Here is an 18,604-nt window from a genome sequence, read left to right on the forward strand (position 1 = left end):
GAACCGGCCACAACATGAAGAATTTGCATGAGCGACACTAAAGACGCGCAGAACAATAACAACTCCAATGCTAACGGCACACCAGCCGGTCGCAAACCCCTATCTGTGTCTGGCGGCGCAGGCGGCGGGACTGTGAAGCAAAGCTTTTCTCACGGACGGTCAAAACAAGTCGTTGTTGAGACTAAAAAGAAAAAGCGTGTAGTTGTACCCAATAAAAACGGTCGGCCTGGCGGGCAACCCAATGCCAAAGGCGGAAAGCCGATGTCAGCTGCTGCAGCCGCAGCCCGCAAACTCGGTCTTTCCGAAGAGGAGTTGCGTGCACGTCAAGTGGCTCTGGCACACAGAAAAGCTGCCGAAGAAAAGCGCAAAGCTGAACGCGAGCTATTGGAAAATGCTCAACGTCAACGCGTTGAGAAAGCCAAATCCCTTGAAGCCGAAGCACAAGAGCGCGTCGACGCAGATGTGCGCCGTAAGGCTGAAGAAGAAGAGCGCAAGCAAGCTGAAATTGATGCTAAGAAAGCAGCAGCTGAAGCAAGCAAGCAAGCCGCCGAAGAGAAAAAAGCTGCTGCCGAAGAAGAATCCATGGCAAAGCGTACAGCTGCGCCTAACCCAAAACGTGAAAAACGTATCACGAAACCGGACAAACCAAGTTCAAAACCGGTTGAGATACAAGCTGAAGGTCCACCACCTGATCCAGATGCACTTTCTGAACTTGGCGGACGTATCAAAAAGGCCCGTCCAGTTGGTGAAGAACCTGCTGAAAATCGCGGTAATAAACCTGCTCCATCACGTCGTTCACAACCAAAACGCCGTCAAGGTAAGCTAACCATCACAGCGGCACTTGGTGCCGATGAGGATCGTCAACGTTCACTTGCTTCATACAATCGTGCGAAGCAAAAAGAACGCGAACGCCGCTTGAAAATGGGCAAACAAGAGGCTGAAAAACAGTCTCGTGAAGTTGTCGTACCTGAAACAATCACGGTTCAAGAACTTGCTAACCGTATGAAAGAACGCGTCGCCGACGTTGTGAAATTCATGATGCAGCAAGGCGAAATGATCCGCGGGATAGACACACTTGATGTTGATACAGCCGAGCTTATCGTCGAGGAATTTGGACACACCATCAAACGTGTATCTGAAGCTGATGTTGAGATCGGACTAGACGGCCCAACAGATGATGATGGCGACCTAAAAGACCGTCCACCCGTTGTAACAATCATGGGTCACGTCGACCATGGTAAAACCTCCCTCCTCGATGCTCTTCGTCAAACAGACGTTGTTGGCGGCGAAGCGGGTGGAATTACCCAACACATTGGTGCTTATCAGGTTAAATTGAAATCTGGTGACAAGATCACATTCCTTGACACACCTGGTCACGCGGCATTCTCTGCGATGCGTGCCCGTGGTGCCAATGTCACCGATATTGTGATTGTAGTTGTGGCTGTTGATGATGGGGTCATGCCTCAAACTATCGAGGCGATTAAACACGCTAAAGCGGCCGATGCTCCGATCATTATTGCTGTGAACAAATGTGATAAAGTCGACGCGGATCCAACAAAAGTTCTGACCGAACTTCTTCAACATGACATTCAAGTTGAAGCCATGGGCGGTGATGTTCAGGCAATCAACGTGTCTGCACTCAAGAAAACAGGTTTGGATGAGCTTACTGAAGCGATCTCTATGCAGGCTGAACTGCTTGAGTTGAAAGCCAACCCAGACCGTGAAGCCGATGGTATCGTGATTGAATCCAAACTGGATAAAGGTCGTGGTCCTGTTGCAACTGTTATTGTGCAACGTGGTACATTGAAACGCGGAGACATTCTGGTCGCTGGCGGTCAATGGGGTAAAGTTCGCGCACTCGTCAACGAACGCGGTCAACAAATGAAAGAAGCTGGCCCGACAGTTCCTGCCGAAGTGTTAGGTCTTGATGGTGCCCCTTCCCCTGGAGACCCATTCGTTGTGGTCGACAATGAAGCCCGTGCGCGTGAAATTACTGAATATCGCCAACGCATGCTGAAAGACAAAGCAGCTTCTGCTCCGGGTGCACGTGCATCACTTGAGCACATGCTTGCCCGCCTAAAAGATGGTGTAACAACAGAACAAGCTAAAGAAGCTCAGTTGGTTGTTAAAGGTGATGTTCAAGGTTCTATCGAAGCGATTACGCATTCCCTAGACACGCTTTCAACGGATGAAGTGAAAGCACGCGTCGTTTATGGTGCTGTGGGTGGTATCTCTGAAAGTGATATTCTACTTGCAAAAGCATCCGAAGCGCCAATCATTGCCTTTAATGTGCGTGCGAATAAGCAAGCGCTTGCATTGGCAGAAAAAGAAGGCGTTGAAATTCGCTATTACTCAGTGATCTATCAATTGCTGGATGATGTGAAAGCGACACTTTCCGGTATGTTGGCTCCAGAGCGCCGCGAAACATTCATCGGTTACGCAAAAGTGCTTCAAGTCTTCAACATTTCCAAACTTGGAAAAGTGGCTGGGTGTCTCATCACAGAAGGTGTTGTGAAACGCGGTTGTGGTGTTCGTTTGCTACGTGATGACATTGTTATCCACGATGGCGAACTTTCAACATTGAAACGCTTCAAAGACGAAGTCTCAGAAGTCCAATCCGGTATGGAATGTGGTATGGGCTTTGTTGGGTATCAAGATTTGAAACCAGACGATGTTATCGAATGTTTCGAAGTTGAAATGATCGAGCGTTCACTCGACTAGGCATCGAATTTTTATAGATTTAGGGCCGTAATTCATATGAGTTGCGGCCCTTTTTATTTGTACACACTTCGATCGCCACGCTTCCACAGGAATATTTTCTACCTCCCAAACGAAATGTTTAAGTAATCAGCCTAGTTTGTTTACAACACATCGTAATACTGAGAGAAACATATGCCTGAAACAGAGGTCCCGCTTCGCCCCGATCACTCCACGGGTATTGAACTTTCCTATCGGGACCATATTTCCGCCTCGGGATATATTTCGCCTCAACAATTGAAAAAATTCATCAAAACAAGACGTTCCAATGGATTGGGGCCAACAACTATTTATTATGCTGGCGTTGCTGCTCCGGTTATTTCTGCATCTACATTGAATTTGTTCGAAACGTTTTTCTCACAGTATAATATATCTGATTACACCGTCATGATGCTTTCCATGTTTTTCTCTGCAAGTGCGGGATTGTCATGGTTTTTGATTTTTAACAGGCTCGCAGAGCGCCAGAAATCAGCTAGAGATAATGAAATAACGCAAGCTCAGAGCTTTAAAATAGATGCTTCCGGCATCCTGCTTAACCGAAAAAATATTGAATCAAAGATAGAATGGCCGGCCATAGTGGACATTCGGACCACAAAGCACTACATCGCTTTCATTGTAGAAGGCGCAAATGATTTCTTTATACCTGTTGATTGGTTCAAAGACCGTGATCAGATGAAAGAAGCCACAAATAAAATAGCTGCGCTAAGGCCGCCTCCTTTCAACACTTAATGCCGACCAAATTGTTGGAAAGGTATACGTCGCCAATCTGCAAACAATGCAAATTGTGCTATATCGTCCGACTGAAGAATTCATAGAAAGGTCCTAAAATGCCAAAAAGTAGATTTTCATCCGCCAAAGGACCCTCTCAACGCCAGCTTCGCGCTGGAGAGCTTGTACGCCACGCTCTTGTCGATATTTTGCTCAGAGAACAATTCAACGATCCTGCCCTCGCCGATGTTTCAATCACAGTGTCTGAAGTGCGCATGTCACCAGATCTTCAGCATGCGACCTGCTATGTTGCCCCATTAGGTGGTGATGAATCTGCACAAGAAAGTATCGTACACGGACTAAATCGTGCTAAGGGTTTCTTGAGAGGTCGACTCGGAAGGGAGATCGACATGAGATATACGCCTCAATTGCGCTTTTTGTCTGATGATTCCTATACGGAAGCCGGCAAAATTGGTGACTTGCTGGCTTCACCTGAGGTCGCGCGTGATCTCATAGAAAAAGACGATGATGAATCAGAAAACAATATGTAGCGCCCTTTTCGTAATTCTTTTAGCCACATTAACTGCGTGTGCGACTGCCCCTGTCAGTGAGAATATTCTCGTTTCCATGCAGGCATCGAATTAGAAACCGGTATTTTATCCTAGATTATCTAAATGCATTGACCCTTGGTCCATGTATGCTAGCCAGCGCGCATAGCAATTGCACATCTGCTTTATACAACCAGATTTAACGAACACCCCCCATTCATGACGTCCAAGCCGTCAGAATGGCTTTGGAGACTCATATGGGACGTAAACGCAAAAAAGGTTTACCCGTTCACGGTTGGCTTATTCTTGATAAACCCGAAGAATTGGGGTCAACGCAGGCTGTCGGCAAAACGCGTTGGCTTTTAAACGCACAAAAGGCAGGCCATGGCGGCACGCTAGACCCCCTCGCTTCAGGTATTCTTCCAATTGCTTTTGGTGAAGCCACCAAGACAGTGCCTTATGTGATGGAAGCCATAAAAGATTATCGCTTCACCATACGCTTTGGCACATCCACGACGACACAAGACCGTGAAGGCGATGTGTATGCATCATCTGATGTGCGCCCTAGCCCGCAACAAATCGCAGACATACTTGAAACCTTTATTGGTGAGATTGATCAGGTTCCACCCAAATTCTCGGCAATAAAAGTCAATGGCGAACGCGCCTATGATTTGGCGCGTGATGGTGAAGACGTTGAATTAGAAGCACGAAAAGTGCACCTCTATGCCGCTAAATTAGAAAATTGCCCCTCACCAGACCTTGCCGTTATTTCAGTTACAAGCGGGAAAGGCTTCTATATTCGCTCTTTAGCACGCGATATCTGTGCCGCTTTGGGAACAGAAGGCCATGTTGCAGCCCTTAGACGCACAAGAGTCGGAAGTTTTTTCGAAGAATCATCAATAACACTAGAAAAGTTCGCCGAAATCGGCGATAGAGATGCACTTGAGGCTCAATTAGTCCCGATTGAGACCGCGCTGGACGACATCCCGGCGCTGGCCATCAGTGGGGAAGACGCTTCAAAGCTTAGGCAAGGTCGCGAAATCGTCCTTTTGCCACACTTGGTTGAAGCTTTCAAAGAAAAGCGTCGCCCTCGTATAGTCAACGGGGAAGACGCCTCTAGGATCGCTTTAGCAAAAGAAGGTGAAAAGGCAGTCGCTCTTGGCGAAGTTCGTGCGGGTCGGTTTGTGCCGGTTCGTGTATTTAACTTTAATATGGAGTAACACGATGTCGATTACTGTTGAGCGTAAAGCTGAGCTAATCAAAAAATTCGCCACTAAAGAAGGCGACACAGGTTCACCAGAAGTACAAGTTGCGATCCTTACAGACCGCATCACAACTTTGACTGAGCACTTCAAAGAGCACAAAAAAGACAACCACTCTCGTCGCGGACTCCTGAAAATGGTGTCTCAGCGTCGTAAGTTGCTAGACTATGTTAAGTCTAAAGACGTGAACCGTTATAAGGTTCTCATTGAAGAATTGGGTATTCGCCGCTAGGGCGCGCCCATTCATCCGCCGGTCCTCGGGACCGGCGGTTTTCGTATGTAGGAAAGAAAAAAATATATGTTCGACATTCAAAAAGTTACTATCGATTGGGCAGGCCGCCCTTTGACACTGGAAACAGGTCGCATTGCCCGTCAAGCCGATGGTGCTGTTCTTGCCACTTATGGTGAGACGTCAGTTCTTGCGACAGTTGTCGCAGCGAAAAAAGCAAATCCTGATTTGGATTTCTTCCCGCTAACTGTAAACTACCAAGAAAAATATTATGCCGCTGGACGTATTCCAGGTGGCTTTTTCAAACGTGAAGCTCGCCCGACTGAAAAAGAGACGCTGACATCACGTTTGATCGACCGTCCGATCCGTCCACTATTCGTACCGGGCTTTAAAAACGAAACTCAAGTTGTTCTGACTGTCTTGTCATACGACATGGAAAACGATCCAGATGTTGTGGCTATGGTTGCTGCTTCTGCTGCGCTAACAGTTTCCGGTGTACCTTTCATGGGTCCAATCGGTGCAGCGCGCGTTGGCTATAAAGATGGCGAATACATCATCAACCCAACACTTGACCAAATGGCTGACACGCAGCTTGACCTTGTTGTCGCTGGTACACAAGACGCCGTGATGATGGTTGAATCAGAAGCTAAAGAACTTTCTGAAGAAGTTATGCTTGGCGCTGTTATGGCTGGTCACGAGAGCTTCCAAACAGTTATCGATGGCATTATCGACCTTGCTGAGCGTTCTGCAAAAGAGCCTTGGGACTTCCAACCAGAAGACAAATCTGCTGAGCTTGCTAAACTTGAAGAGCTTGTTGGCGCTGACATTTCAGCCGCTTACAAAATCAAAGAAAAAGCCGAGCGTTACGCTGCTGTGGGTGAAGCCCGCGAAAAAGCCGCTGCTCAATTGGTTGTTTCTGAAGAAAACCCTGAAGGCTGGAGCGAAGCTTTCTTCAAAGGTATTTTCAAATCCCTTGAAGCAAAAGTTGTTCGTGGCGACATCATCAAAACAGGTGTGCGTATTGATGGCCGTGCTTTGGATCAGGTTCGCCCAATCCTTGGTGAAGTGTCTATCCTTCCGCGTACACACGGGTCTGCCCTCTTCACACGTGGTGAAACACAAGCAATCTGTGTGGCAACACTTGGTACGGGTGAAGACGAGCAATTCATTGACGGCCTAGAAGGTACATCAAAATCAAACTTCATGCTTCACTACAACTTCCCGCCTTACTCTGTGGGTGAAGTTGGACGCATGGGCGGCGCTGGTCGCCGTGAAATCGGTCACGGTAAATTGGCTTGGCGTGCGCTTAAGGCTGTTCTTCCATCAAATGAAGACTTCCCTTACACACTTCGTCTTGTATCTGAGATCACTGAATCAAACGGATCATCTTCAATGGCGACTGTTTGTGGTAGCTCATTGGCAATGATGGATGCGGGTGTGCCAATCACACGTCCAGTATCTGGTATCGCTATGGGTCTTATCAAGGATGAAGACGGTATCGCCGTTCTTTCAGATATCCTTGGTGATGAAGACCATTTAGGTGACATGGACTTTAAAGTGGCTGGTACGACTGAAGGTCTAACATCACTTCAAATGGACATTAAGATCGCTGGTATCACAAAAGAAATCATGCAGACTGCGCTTGAGCAGGCTAAAGGCGGACGTGCTCACATCCTAGATGAGATGAACAAAGCCCTTGATGGATCACGTGATGATGTGTCTGGAAATGCACCACGCATCGTGACAATGTCTATCCCGACTGACAAAATCCGTGATGTTATCGGAACCGGTGGTAAAGTTATCCGTCAGATCGTTGAAGAAACAGGCGCGAAAGTGTCTGTGGAAGACGATGGGACTGTTAAAATCGCTGCGGTGGACAAAGAATCTATCGACGCGGCTTACAAATGGATCCACGGCCTAACTGCTGAGCCTGAAGTTGGTGAAATCTACGAAGGTAAAGTTGTTAAAGTCATGGACTTTGGTGCTTTCGTAAACTTCTTCGGCGCAAAAGACGGTTTGGTTCACATCTCTCAGCTTGCTGAAGAGCGCGTGAAGCAAACATCTGATGTGGTCAAAGAAGGCCAAACTGTTTGGGTTAAACTTCTTGGCTTTGACGACCGCGGTAAAGTTCGTCTTTCCATGAAAGTGGTCGACCAAGAAACAGGAAAAGAAATCGCCAAAGAAGGCGACGACGCTTAAAACTAAAAAGCGACTGTCATCCCAAACTTGATTTGGGATCCACTTATCAACTGGGATTGGCTCTTCGGCGCGAAAACGCAGATTAGCCAATCTCAATGCCAGACGAGATAGGCAAGTGGATCCTGACTTTCGTCAGGATGACAGATGATTGAATATTTAAAACGGCCGTGTCAGAAATGATACGGCCGTTTTTTATGGGGGATTATTCCTTATGAAAGTCACAACACTATCGCTGGGAAAATCGGCCAACACCTCCTCCAAATGAGAAACAGAAAAAGTCTTTCTGGCAACCTCAAACGACTCATCGTCCACAGACCCGCTATAAAAATGCAGTAAAATCCCTACATTGTTTATACCCTCAATATTCAGTAGTCGTTCTACAACATCCTTCCACATAGAAAGACTGTCAGGGCCAGACCCACCAGACACGCGGTTACTGGTCTTCAATCGATCCTTCAACCAACGGTCAAGTTTTGACTGTGACCACCCTTTGCGTTTCAAACGGGTGAGATCTTTAGAAAAATCCTCATCAGAAATTTTGGTTTGTGAGAATGATAATACGGTTCCACAATCGCAATGTTTGCCACTTAGCAAAAACTGCTGCTCACCTGTCATTAAAACATCGGCTACAGATGCATTATCAATGGTTGAAATTAAACGACGATAGTCTTTCATCACTTCTGTCAATTCAGAAACGAAATTTTTATGAATAATAAGAGTGATGAAATGGCACATTTGGGAAGCTATATATAACTTTGTGTTTGCTGGCAAAGCCACCCGAAACCATCTTTCTTGCGAAAACAGGAATCCAGTAAAACAATTAAAGACGCGCCAAGCGCGACTTATTCTCACAGCTGGATTTGGCGCATTGGCTTAAAAACGAAGATTAGCCAATCACAAGGCCAGACTAGATTGACAAGTGGATCCTGACTTTCGTCAGGATGACAAGCAGTGATTGAATATCGAAAGCGGCCGTGTCAGAAATGATACGGCCGTTTTTGTTGGGGAGAATTTTGCTATGAAATATATTACTTTAGCTTTTTTAGGACTAATTTTTATCTCCTCCGCAAACGCGGATATTTCTTATAATTGTGGAGTTAAAAAAATTGTTCAGTTGAGTGAAAAGGGGAATTTAGTTCAAACAAAATGGACTAAAATGTTGGAAAAGCAAAAGGAACGGATAATATTCGTCCCAAATTCAGGTTTTTTTAAAATACTAGGAAACTCTCAAAATTTAAAATTTGAAGTAATTGAAAATGGAAGCAGCGCTAACTCACTCAAAGCCATACGAATTGTTCAAGGACCGGCCTCCACTGTCTTAGAAACTTTTCGTATAAACACCTTTTCTAAATTTGAATTCCTATATGTCTCCGGTGATACAGTAAGAACAGGTACATGCCTTGAATTAGGTAAATGACAAAAATCCTGTCTCCACTGTCATCCCGAGCTTGACTCGGGATCCACTTTTCAAAACAGACTGGCGTTTCAAATTCAACGCACGCATCCAAAACGAGAGCATTTTTCTTAAATATCAAAGCCAGCTCCAGCCCACAAGTAGATCCCAAATCAAGTTTCGGATGACATGTGTTGTCGCGGACATGACGGCCTCCACTCACCAAGATGTACTAGCTTTTCCCACCCTATAGTCAGCCTCACATCATTCCCGCGACACAACAAAATCATTCAGGGCAAAGGTCAAAATACAGATCGCGCCAATACGGGTTATCACTTTCTATCAACGAAATTTTCCATCGCCTTTGCCAGTTTTTGAGTTGTTTTTCGCGCTTGATCGCCGCCTCAATATTGTCAAACCATTCAACATAGACGAGCCGGTTGACCGCGTATCGCTTCGTATAACTATCCACAACACCTTGTTTATGCTCCCAAATGCGGCGCGCAATATTATTGGTCACACCAATATAAATCGTGCCCTGATCTTTGGATGCAACAATATAGATAGCATAGCTCATAGATAGAACATTATGAGAACAAATTATGTAGGACAAGTCTAAACTTATCCCAGCCCCTTAATCAGAAAAACAAATCTTATTTTTGTCTAGATCCCGCACATAAGCAGAAAAACGCGGGCCGCGTTGATTGGGCTGGCCTTCACATGTGCCGCCAAGATCAATTGCTTTTTTATAAAGGCGTTCCACTTCCGCAGGCGAACCAACACTAAAGCCAATCATGCTGCCATTGCCATGCGTGGCGGTTTGCGCATCAAAGGGAATAGCCAGAGCAAAAGCAAAATCCTCGCTTAGCCAATAGGTCATACGATCACTTGCCACCATTTTATTCATCTCGGCATGATCAAAAAGTGAGTCATAAAATTTAACGCCAGCATCCATATTATTCGTGCCAAGCACCACATAGTTTAATTTCATCTTGGTATCTCCAAACCCTAAATTGCCCCGTAAAGCGGTGGAATCTAGATAAACCAGCCAATTACCAGCTCATGTCAGTAGTGTTTTAGAGATCTCAAGATTGTGCTTTGCTTATTCGTCAGCTATCGGTGCAATATCCAAAACAATTTTAAAGAGCCTTCCCTCATGAACAAACCTTATATGATCGCAATTACGGGCGGATCAGGCTCTGGAAAATCTACACTCGCCCAAGCCCTGCTTGATAAATTGGGCGAGGACAAAGTCCTGCTTATGGGCGAAGATAATTATTACAAACCGCGCGAACACCAACATCCAGATGCGCCTTTATGGTCGATGAAGGAAATGGAAGAACGCGTCGATTTTGATGACCCTGCTTCCAAAAATATGGACATGTATGAAGCCCACCTCGTCGCGCTTCGCCAAGGCAGAACAATCTCTCAACCCGTTTATGATTTCACCAAGCATGACCGCATTGATGGCGCAGAAAAAGTGTTATCACCGCCCCCAATCATTGTGTGTGAAGGTGTGCACACGCTCAGTGACAAATCTTATTTCAACCTGTTTGATCTAACGATTTTTGTCGAAACACCTGCGGATTTACGTCTGGCCCGCCGCATTGAGCGCGATGTAAACGAGCGCAATCGCGATCTAGACCGCGTGCTTGCACAATATCTCAATTTCGTGCGCCCCGCCCATGCGCAATTCACTGAACCAGCCAAATTCCTCTGTGATCTCATCATCAAAGATGAAGGCCCGCTGGCGGCACAAGTTGGCTCACCCAATGCGCGCGCTGAAGCACGCCTACTTGCCCCTTTATGGAGTTATCTCCTCGAAGAAGGCATCATCAAAAGCTAAGGCTCGCCTTAGCAAATGCTAGCTAAAGCTTTTCAAGACTTCAATATCATTGCCGCGAATGGCATTTAGCGCCTTAGAAATGCGCTCGATGGGCCAGTCCCACCAAGCAAGTTCTAAAAGTGTATTGATCGTCTTCTCATCAAAGCGCTGACGCACAATCTGCGCTGGATTACCAACAACAACGCTGTAAGGCGGCACATCTTTGGCGACAACTGCCTTAGCCCCAATAATGGCCCCATGGCCAATGCTCACGCCCGGCATAATGGTCGCGCCGCGTCCAATCCAAACATCATGTCCAACCACCGTATCGCCTCGCAAACCATCGGTGACAGTCGCCATATCAAATCCATTTTTCCACCCTTTTCCAAAAGTGTGAAACGGAAAAGTAGAAAAGCCAGTCATGGCGTGGTTTGCACCATTCATGATAAATTCAATGTCTGTTGCAAAGGCACAAAATTTCCCAATGATGAGTTTATCACCAATGAAATCAAAGTGATATTTCACGCAATGTGTTTGAAAATGCTCAGGGCCCTTCGGATCATTATAATAGCTATACTCCCCCACTTCGATATTAGGGGATGTCACAACAGCTTTTAAAAATTCCGTATCCCATATCGGTCGCGGGGTCAGCGGGTCAGGTCCCAATTCATTATTTTTTGATCGTGATGCTGGCATGAAAATGATCTCAGGATTTAATCAAGTTTTGGCCGTGCAATATACGCTGTATTTTTCAAAATCTCGCGCCCCGCTGGCTTGCCATGGCTTGGAATAACAATCTGGCTATCTGGGAATGCGTTTGCTGCGTTTTCAACAGCCTTTGACCAATAGCCAAGATTTGCATCATCGATATTTCCCAATGAAGTCGTCATTCCGGGGCGGATCATGCACCCGCCAAATAATATGTTATTCACGCCCTCATTGACCACGATATTATCTTCGGAATGCCCACCGCCAGGGTAGAGAATCGTCAACCCTTCCCATTCAATCTGGCTTCCAATTTCAGAAATATTCAGAACATTTTTAGCCGGCATTAAACCGCGCTCAATCGCCAATCTATTTGTTAAATCAGTTGCAAAGGTTTCAACCCCCAGCATATGCAAAGCGTCCATGCCGCCCATTTTATCGCTGTGTGCATGCGTATGAATGGAAGCCCGTATCGGCTTTTGTAAGGTATCTTTTGCCCATGCAACAATTTCAGCAGTTTGGGCATCATTCCAAGCCGTATCAACAAGCACGCTATAATCGCCGCGCTCAATGATCAGTCCATTTGTACGGATATTTCCCCATGGCGGCACAACTTTATAACCCGTGTGCATCCATACGCCCGTCCCGAGTTTTACAAACTCTACGGGCTTTTCCGCAACACCTTCAATGTGCGTTGATTGCTCAGACTGTTGGGATAAAACAGGCACTTGATGCATGCACCCTGAAAGGAACACAAAACCTAAAAGCAAGGATATTCCAATCAGGGTGTAACGCAATTTTTCTATTCCTCAGATGGCTCAGGCACACCCACAACATGGAAACCTGCATCTACGTGAAGCACTTCACCCGTGATAGAAGCACCAATAGGAGACAATAGATAAAGAGCGGCTCCAGCCACACCTTCCATTTTTGTATCTTCACCCAAAAGAGACATATCACGTCCAGCAGACATAAGAGACTTAGACCCTTTAATACCCATCAACGCCAAAGTCCGCATTGGTCCCGCAGAAATCGCGTTCACGCGCACGCCCTGTTTACCCATATCGCGGGCGGCATAGCGTGTCGCCGCTTCAAGTCCAGCCTTTGCCACACCCATCACATTGTAAGATGGAATAACACGCTCAGACCCAAGATAAGTCAGGTTGATGATAGACCCACCCTCTTCCATCATTTCAGAAGCACGGCGACATACATCAATAAAAGAGAAAACAGAAATATCCATCGCACGCGCAAAACCTTCACGCGTTGTGTTGTGAACCATGGAACCTTTCAGCTCATCCTTGCCAGCATAGGCAATTGCGTGAACAACGAAATCCAACTTGCCGTATTTTTCTTTGAGTGTCGCAAAAGCTGCGTCCATCTCATCATCATTTGTCACATCCGCTGAAATCATCGTGTCCATGCCGATGGATTCAATCAGGGGACGTACGCGGCGCTCCAAAGCTTCACCTTGATAAGTAAAAGCCATTTCCGCACCCTGTGCGGCCAATTGCTGGGCAATACCCCATGCAATGGAGTTTTGGTTTGCGACACCCATGACCAAGCCACGCTTGCCAGCCATCAAGTCACCTTTAGGGAAGTTCCAGTCCGCCATATGGGGATCTCCGTCGAATAAAAAATCGGTTGAATTAACTTAGTAATAATTCGTTACAATACGTCAACCACAAGCAATCCCTACCCGCAAGCACACGAACCCACCAAAACCACATGACAAACCCAAAAACGCGAGACTATAGCAACACGAAAACCACAGAAGGTCATCACACATTCCGCCCTCAATGACACTTCTGTCGACAATATCACCCGATAAATTTGCGTTACTACAGACCCTTTTAATCATATCAAAAACCCCATCTTAGCGTCGAGAAACTACAGATTAATGTTTGACAACGTTATCATTTGGTGGCCTAGTCAACCCAAAAATCGCCTGGGGAGGTAAGACATGTTTTCAGCACCAATACTCTTTACGATCATCGCTATCGCCACACTCTTATTTCTGGTTTTGAAAGTAAAACTCCCCGCATTCATCGCTTTGCTCATGGTGAGTTTAGGGTTTGGATTATGTGTCGGCATGACGCCCGACAATGTAATTGAAGCCGTAAAATCAGGCATGGGCGGCACGTTAGGCTTTGTTGCTATTGTCGTCGGACTTGGCGCTATGATGGGAGTATTGCTCGAACAATCTGGTGGTGTGCAGGCAATATCAACCACTGTCCTCAAACGATTTGGAGCTGACAGATCTCAATACGCACTTGGTCTTATTGGATTTATTGTCGCCATCCCCGTTTTCTTTGATATCGCCTTCATCATATTAATGCCCGTTTTGATGGGCTTACAAAAATCAACGAAAAAGCCACTTGTTTTCTACGCAATTCCCCTCCTTGCAGGCCTTGCCGCAACACACGCATTCATCCCGCCAACCCCCGGCCCAATCGCCGTGGCCGACATTTTAAATGCAGACCTTGGATGGGTCATCGCATTTGGGGCTATTGCAGGCCTGCCAGCCACCCTTATTGCGGGGCCAATTTTCGCAAAAAAACTCGCAAAAATGAAAGAATTTCTAACACCTGAAGGTCTATTTGATACAAGTCCGGATACCCCGATTGAAGAGATTAAAAATCCAATCGGGTTTATGGCAGCGATCTCGACCATTTTGATACCTCTTGCGCTTATCCTCGTAAGCACACTTACAAAAATGAGTATCGACAACACACAAGAAACGCCTTTGTATATTGAGGTCATTCTCTTCACCGGACACCCTTTCATCGCCTTGTTAATTGCTTGTCTTTTCTCATGGTATTTCATCGGTATTAGACGCGGTGTAGACGCCCCCACCTTGAATACAGCCATGGTAAAAGCCCTAGAACCAGCAGGAATTATCGTACTCGTCACTGGTGCTGGTGGCGTGTTTAAACAAATGCTTGTTTCATCAGGAGCTGGTGCAGATGTAGCAGCCCTATTGCAAGCCAATGCCTTGCCAATTGTTTGTTTTGCTTTTGTTATTGCGGTTATTGTCCGCGTTGCTCAAGGCTCGTCTACCGTCGCAATGATAACCGCTGCAGGGCTTACAGCACCCGTTGCTGAAACAATCGGCATACAAGGCCCACAACTCGCCCTGCTCGTTATCGCAATTGCTTCTGGCGCATCAGTGCTTTCACATGTCAATGATTCAGGTTTTTGGTTGGTCAGTCGGTATTTAAAATTTAGTGAAGCACAGACCTTAAAAAGCTGGACAGCGTCCACAACGATACTAGGCGGAACGGCGTTTCTGATTGTGTGTTCGCTCTGGCTAATAACCTAATCCAGCCATAATCATCAGTATACGGATTAATTAAAATTATAGATAAAAAACACCATATTCTATATTTTGACAACGTTGACAAATAAGCCATACTTGTGAATAAATACGGCAAAATATTAATTTGATAAAAGATAGGGGTTTGTGTCGGAACCAGAATTTGAAACAGCTTTCAAATAATGGAGCACATATAAAAGCATGAAAATTTCTTTGAAAAACAGCCTACAATCAGCTTTATGTATTGCAGCTTTAACTGGATGTACCGCACTCTCCGGTGCAGAAAACCCTAGTGCTGCAAGTCAAGCTGAAATGGTCGCAGCTAGTAAAGTTACACAAAATGATGCGGCAATGGCTTGTCTCTCTGAGCGCGCTAAAAACCTATTAGCCGTTATGAGCGTTGAAGAAAAAATTGGGCAGCTGCATCAGGCTGCCGGTGGACGCAGCAAAAACCTCAATTCAAAACTGACACCTGAAGAATTAGACAAGGTACGGCGCGGCGAAATCGGTTCCTATCTTCACGTTGCTGGCGCAAAAGAACTTGGTGAGTTGCAAAAAGTTGCTATCGAAGAAAGCACTCATGGCATTCCGCTTCTATTCGCAATGGATGTTGTGCATGGATATAAAACCATCTTCCCTGTTCCCCTTGGCATGGCAAGCACATGGGAACCAGCTATGTGGGAATCAGCTTCCAAAATAGCCGCTGAAGAATCAACAGCTTCCGGCCTACACTGGACATTTGCACCCATGGTCGACATTGCCCGTGATCCACGCTGGGGCCGTATAGTCGAAGGTGCTGGTGCTGACCCCTATCTTGGTTCAGTTATGGCTGTTGCTCAGGTCAAAGGCTTTCAGGGAAATGACCTTGCCGCTGGAAACACAATGCTCGCCACCACAAAACACTTAGGTGTTTATGGAGCACCTACAGGTGGACGTGATTATGGAACAAGCGACGTATCTGAGCGCACAGTCCACGAAATCTACATGCCTCCTTTCTATGCTGCGAACGCTGCAGGAAGCGGCTCCTACATGACGGCATTTAACGATATTGCCGGCATACCAACGACAGCAAATGAAGAACTCGTAGACGGCGTTTTACGCGAAGATTGGGGCTTTTGTGGCATGATCGTCAGCGATTGGAACGCCATTGACGAGCTACGAAACCACGGCATCGCCGCCGACCGTCCACATGCTGCTGCACTCGCGCTTAAAGCCGGTGTCGATATGGATATGACGAGCGAAGTTTATAAAAATGATCTGGCTGAAGCCATAAAACGCGATCCATCATTGATGGCTGACCTTGATCTAGCTGCGGGCCGTATCATTACGATTAAAGAAAAACTCGGACTATTTGATAATGCTATGGCTTATCATGATGAAGCACGAGAAGCTTCGCAATTGCTGACACCAGCTAATCGCGCTGAAGCCAGAAAAGCAGCGCAAATGGCTGCTGTTCTTTTGAAAAACGACAATAATGCGCTTCCGCTTTCTACTGAACCCCAAAGAGTGCTTGTCGCAGGCGCTCTAGCTCAAGATGCGCTAACTCAACTTGGCTCATGGCGTGCACGCGGTGATGTTAACGATGTCGTCAATATTATTGATGGTCTAAAAAACAACGCCCCTGAAGGCATAGAAATAGATTATGTGGTCGGCGCTGATCCATATAATGACGATGTTTCCGGCCTATCAGACCTGACAGAAAAAGCAGCAAATGCAGATCGTATCCTACTCGTATTGGGTGAGCATTTCGACCTTTCAGGTGAAGCGCGTAGCCGCTCCGACCTAGAAATTCCCCCAAGCCAGCAAGCCATGCTGCAAGCGGCAATTGATACAGGAAAACCTGTTTCTGTTATTCTTGTGACCGGACGTGCACTTGCCATTCCTGAGGTTGATGCAGGCGCGGATGCAATCTTAAACATCTGGATGGGCGGTATCGAAACTGGAAATGCAGTAGCGGACCTTGTTTACGGAAAAGTATCCCCAGCAGGTCGTTTGCCGATTTCTTTTCCGCATAAAACCGGACAAGCACCATTCACTTATTCAGAAAACCCCGGTGGTCGTCCAGCAGATCCAGACATCACCAAAGATACTAACCGATTTATGGACCTGCCAATCACACCGCTATATGCATTTGGTCATGGCTTGAGCTATTCCAGCTTTGAATACAGTGATTTAAGCGCCGCATCCAATCAGGTGACTGCCGATGGCTCCATCGAACTTTCAGTGCAAGTTACAAACACCGGTGATGTTGCGGCCGATGAAGTTGTTCAACTTTATATGAGAGACAAACTTTCTTTCGTTGCGCGACCTAAATTGGAATTACGCGGCTTTAAACGCATCTCGCTTGAACCAAACCAAACTGCAAATGTCACATTTACGCTTTCTCCACAGCAAGCGGCAGTCTACAAAAGCAGAAATAATTGGGCGGTTGAATCGGGTGAACTGGAGTTTTTCATCGGTCATTCTGCACAAGATTTAACATCTAGTCAGACTATTGAAATAACAACGAGCGCAAAAAGCAAAATCCCTGCTGCGGCCATTGAAACAAAAGTGAGTGTCTCTAAATGATCTCCAGAAGAACATATTTACTTGGTAGTGGCGCGCTCGCCATCGCTGCATGTACAGCCGCAAACTCACCTGTTGAAGACAACGGCCTCGTCACTTTGGAAGCATTTGACCCTGATTTTGCAAAATACATTGCGCCAGATGCATCTGCAATCAGTCTATCAACGGGCCATCAATGGTTGGAAGGCCCAGCTTGGGATTCCAATCGTGAAACTTTGTATTTCACTGATGTCCCACAAAATATTGCTTATGCTTGGAACCAAGCAGATGGTGTTTCTACTTTTCTAAAGCCATCGGGTTCAGATGTAACAACAGAAGATGGTTTTCGCGAACCCGGAGCAAACGGCCTTTGGTATGAAGATGGTGACACCCTCCTCATATGTAATCACGGTAAACGCGCACTTGAACGCCTCGACCTAAAATCAGGCACACGCACGCAATTAGTATCTTCTTTCGAAGGTAAGAAATTTAACAGTCCAAATGATGTGGCTAAAGCTAAAAATGGTGATCTGTTTTTTACTGATCCCCCTTATGGACTTACCGATCTAGATGCGTCTCCACTCAAGGAAATGAAGGCCAATGGCGTTTATGTTCTAACCTCCGAAAATGAAATTCTTCGCTTGCTTGAGGATATGACTTTTCCAAACGGTATTGCAGTTTCTCCCGATCAGAAAACTATTCTGATTAGCCAATCAGATCCTGAAAATCCTATCGTCAGAAATATCACGATTGATGAAAATTATGCTGTCGTGTCAGATTCTGTGTTCTTCGATGCCAAAGAATATCAATCAGAAACCAGCCCGGGATTACCTGATGGCATGGCAATGGTGAGCGATGGTGCCCTCTTCGTTACTGGACCTGGTGGCGTGTTCTTATTGTCACCTAAAGGTAAAGCATTGGGACGCATCAATACTGGGAAAGCCACAGCAAATTGTGTATTTGGAGAAGCCGGCAACACGCTTTTCATCACAGCTGGCGATAGCTTGCTAAAACTACCAACACTTTGTCACGCCTAATCAAAAATCTCCAATTTGTCCCTGAAGTAAAATTCGCATAAGCTGCCTCAAACCAGATTGGAATTGAAAACCGATTAGATT

At 46.1% G+C, this 18,604-nt stretch carries 17 protein-coding genes; 11 read left to right on the forward strand and 6 right to left on the reverse strand.

Going from position 1 to position 18,604, the window contains the following annotated elements; all coding sequences use genetic code 11:
• Positions 1 to 27 precede the first annotated feature (27 nt).
• The 6 genes from infB (at position 28) to pnp (ending at position 7,703) form a co-directional block, all read left to right on the forward strand.
• Positions 28 to 2,721, forward strand: a complete 2,694-nt coding sequence (infB, locus tag HBAL_RS15400; protein WP_015828881.1) for a translation initiation factor IF-2 — start codon at positions 28 to 30, stop codon at positions 2,719 to 2,721.
• A 171-nt stretch (positions 2,722 to 2,892) separates the two neighbouring features.
• Positions 2,893 to 3,486 carry a YcxB family protein gene (locus HBAL_RS15405; protein ID WP_015828882.1) on the forward strand — a complete coding sequence of 198 codons (594 nt, stop codon included), beginning with the start codon at positions 2,893 to 2,895 and terminating at the stop codon, positions 3,484 to 3,486.
• Positions 3,487 to 3,584: 98 nt separating this feature from the next.
• On the forward strand, positions 3,585 to 4,016 hold the full coding sequence (gene rbfA, locus HBAL_RS15410) for a 30S ribosome-binding factor RbfA (protein ID WP_015828883.1): 432 nt from the start codon (positions 3,585 to 3,587) through the stop codon (positions 4,014 to 4,016).
• Between the two features lie 254 nt (positions 4,017 to 4,270).
• Complete coding sequence (gene truB, locus HBAL_RS15415) at positions 4,271 to 5,233, forward strand: tRNA pseudouridine(55) synthase TruB (RefSeq protein WP_015828884.1); 963 nt, start codon at positions 4,271 to 4,273, stop codon at positions 5,231 to 5,233.
• Between the two features lie 4 nt (positions 5,234 to 5,237).
• Entirely contained in the window at positions 5,238 to 5,507 is a 270-nt protein-coding gene (rpsO, locus tag HBAL_RS15420; RefSeq protein ID WP_015828885.1) for a 30S ribosomal protein S15, read from the forward strand.
• Between the two features lie 66 nt (positions 5,508 to 5,573).
• Positions 5,574 to 7,703, forward strand: coding sequence for a polyribonucleotide nucleotidyltransferase (pnp, locus tag HBAL_RS15425; RefSeq protein ID WP_015828886.1), 2,130 nt, complete (start codon positions 5,574 to 5,576; stop codon positions 7,701 to 7,703).
• Between the two features lie 192 nt (positions 7,704 to 7,895).
• Here pnp and HBAL_RS15430 read toward each other — a convergent pair whose 3' ends face one another.
• A complete protein-coding gene (locus tag HBAL_RS15430) occupies positions 7,896 to 8,480 on the reverse strand; it encodes a hypothetical protein (protein ID WP_041301708.1) in 585 nt (194 codons plus the stop codon).
• Positions 8,481 to 8,721: 241 nt separating this feature from the next.
• On the opposite strand from HBAL_RS15430, the gene HBAL_RS15435 reads away from it, so the two are divergent.
• The gene (locus tag HBAL_RS15435) at positions 8,722 to 9,120 is read left to right on the forward strand and encodes a hypothetical protein (protein WP_015828888.1); all 399 of its coding nucleotides are present in this window, start codon (positions 8,722 to 8,724) and stop codon (positions 9,118 to 9,120) included.
• 262 nt (positions 9,121 to 9,382) lie between these two features.
• On the opposite strand, the gene HBAL_RS15440 is transcribed toward HBAL_RS15435, so the two are convergent.
• Together HBAL_RS15440 and HBAL_RS15445 are read right to left on the reverse strand one after the other, a co-directional pair.
• Positions 9,383 to 9,673, reverse strand: a complete 291-nt coding sequence (locus HBAL_RS15440; RefSeq protein WP_015828889.1) for a GIY-YIG nuclease family protein — start codon at positions 9,671 to 9,673, stop codon at positions 9,383 to 9,385.
• A gap of 57 nt (positions 9,674 to 9,730) precedes the next feature.
• Entirely contained in the window at positions 9,731 to 10,087 is a 357-nt protein-coding gene (locus tag HBAL_RS15445; protein ID WP_015828890.1) for a VOC family protein, read from the reverse strand.
• Between the two features lie 165 nt (positions 10,088 to 10,252).
• Between HBAL_RS15445 and udk the strand changes: the two genes are divergently transcribed.
• Entirely contained in the window at positions 10,253 to 10,942 is a 690-nt protein-coding gene (gene udk, locus HBAL_RS15450) for a uridine kinase (protein WP_015828891.1), read from the forward strand.
• 18 nt (positions 10,943 to 10,960) lie between these two features.
• Here the strand turns inward: udk and HBAL_RS15455 are convergent, their stop codons facing one another.
• Genes HBAL_RS15455 through HBAL_RS15465 form a run of 3 tightly spaced genes read right to left on the reverse strand, consistent with a single transcriptional unit; the run spans position 10,961 to position 13,241 of the window.
• Positions 10,961 to 11,617 (reverse strand): CatB-related O-acetyltransferase, encoded by a 657-nt coding sequence (locus HBAL_RS15455; protein WP_015828892.1) that lies wholly within the window; start codon positions 11,615 to 11,617, stop codon positions 10,961 to 10,963.
• Between the two features lie 17 nt (positions 11,618 to 11,634).
• A complete protein-coding gene (gene bla / locus HBAL_RS15460) occupies positions 11,635 to 12,423 on the reverse strand; it encodes a subclass B1 metallo-beta-lactamase (RefSeq protein ID WP_015828893.1) in 789 nt (262 codons plus the stop codon).
• A 5-nt stretch (positions 12,424 to 12,428) separates the two neighbouring features.
• Entirely contained in the window at positions 12,429 to 13,241 is an 813-nt protein-coding gene (locus tag HBAL_RS15465; protein ID WP_015828894.1) for an enoyl-ACP reductase FabI, read from the reverse strand.
• 348 nt (positions 13,242 to 13,589) lie between these two features.
• Here HBAL_RS15465 and HBAL_RS15470 point away from each other — a divergent pair, with 348 nt between their 5' ends.
• The 3 genes from HBAL_RS15470 to HBAL_RS15480 all read left to right on the forward strand — a co-directional run bounded on the left by HBAL_RS15470 (position 13,590) and on the right by HBAL_RS15480 (position 18,523).
• Entirely contained in the window at positions 13,590 to 14,948 is a 1,359-nt protein-coding gene (locus HBAL_RS15470) for a GntT/GntP/DsdX family permease (protein ID WP_015828895.1), read from the forward strand.
• A gap of 195 nt (positions 14,949 to 15,143) precedes the next feature.
• Positions 15,144 to 17,510 carry a glycoside hydrolase family 3 N-terminal domain-containing protein gene (locus tag HBAL_RS15475; protein ID WP_015828896.1) on the forward strand — a complete coding sequence of 789 codons (2,367 nt, stop codon included), beginning with the start codon at positions 15,144 to 15,146 and terminating at the stop codon, positions 17,508 to 17,510.
• Positions 17,507 to 18,523: an SMP-30/gluconolactonase/LRE family protein gene (locus HBAL_RS15480; RefSeq protein ID WP_015828897.1), complete on the forward strand. Its 1,017-nt coding sequence runs from the start codon at positions 17,507 to 17,509 to the stop codon at positions 18,521 to 18,523. The genes HBAL_RS15475 and HBAL_RS15480 overlap by 4 nt, the downstream gene beginning before the upstream one ends.
• The last annotated feature ends 81 nt before the right edge of the window (positions 18,524 to 18,604 follow it).

Origin of the sequence: Hirschia baltica ATCC 49814 (assembly GCF_000023785.1) — a bacterium.
GTDB lineage: Bacteria > Pseudomonadota > Alphaproteobacteria > Caulobacterales > Hyphomonadaceae > Hirschia > Hirschia baltica.

What these genes read in the sequence shown, in the direction of transcription:
- infB (WP_015828881.1), top strand. Translation starts at nt 28, where the DNA reads ATGAGCGACACTAAAGACGCGCAGAACAATAACAACTCCAATGCTAAC.
- HBAL_RS15405 (WP_015828882.1), top strand. Translation starts at nt 2,893, where the DNA reads ATGCCTGAAACAGAGGTCCCGCTTCGCCCCGATCACTCCACGGGTATT.
- rbfA (WP_015828883.1), top strand. Translation starts at nt 3,585, where the DNA reads ATGCCAAAAAGTAGATTTTCATCCGCCAAAGGACCCTCTCAACGCCAG.
- truB (WP_015828884.1), top strand. Translation starts at nt 4,271, where the DNA reads ATGGGACGTAAACGCAAAAAAGGTTTACCCGTTCACGGTTGGCTTATT.
- rpsO (WP_015828885.1), top strand. Translation starts at nt 5,238, where the DNA reads ATGTCGATTACTGTTGAGCGTAAAGCTGAGCTAATCAAAAAATTCGCC.
- pnp (WP_015828886.1), top strand. Translation starts at nt 5,574, where the DNA reads ATGTTCGACATTCAAAAAGTTACTATCGATTGGGCAGGCCGCCCTTTG.
- HBAL_RS15435 (WP_015828888.1), top strand. Translation starts at nt 8,722, where the DNA reads ATGAAATATATTACTTTAGCTTTTTTAGGACTAATTTTTATCTCCTCC.
- HBAL_RS15440 (WP_015828889.1), bottom strand. Translation starts at nt 9,673, where the DNA reads ATGAGCTATGCTATCTATATTGTTGCATCCAAAGATCAGGGCACGATT.
- HBAL_RS15445 (WP_015828890.1), bottom strand. Translation starts at nt 10,087, where the DNA reads ATGAAATTAAACTATGTGGTGCTTGGCACGAATAATATGGATGCTGGC.
- udk (WP_015828891.1), top strand. Translation starts at nt 10,253, where the DNA reads ATGAACAAACCTTATATGATCGCAATTACGGGCGGATCAGGCTCTGGA.
- HBAL_RS15455 (WP_015828892.1), bottom strand. Translation starts at nt 11,617, where the DNA reads ATGCCAGCATCACGATCAAAAAATAATGAATTGGGACCTGACCCGCTG.
- HBAL_RS15465 (WP_015828894.1), bottom strand. Translation starts at nt 13,241, where the DNA reads ATGGCGGACTGGAACTTCCCTAAAGGTGACTTGATGGCTGGCAAGCGT.
- HBAL_RS15470 (WP_015828895.1), top strand. Translation starts at nt 13,590, where the DNA reads ATGTTTTCAGCACCAATACTCTTTACGATCATCGCTATCGCCACACTC.
- HBAL_RS15475 (WP_015828896.1), top strand. Translation starts at nt 15,144, where the DNA reads ATGAAAATTTCTTTGAAAAACAGCCTACAATCAGCTTTATGTATTGCA.
- HBAL_RS15480 (WP_015828897.1), top strand. Translation starts at nt 17,507, where the DNA reads ATGATCTCCAGAAGAACATATTTACTTGGTAGTGGCGCGCTCGCCATC.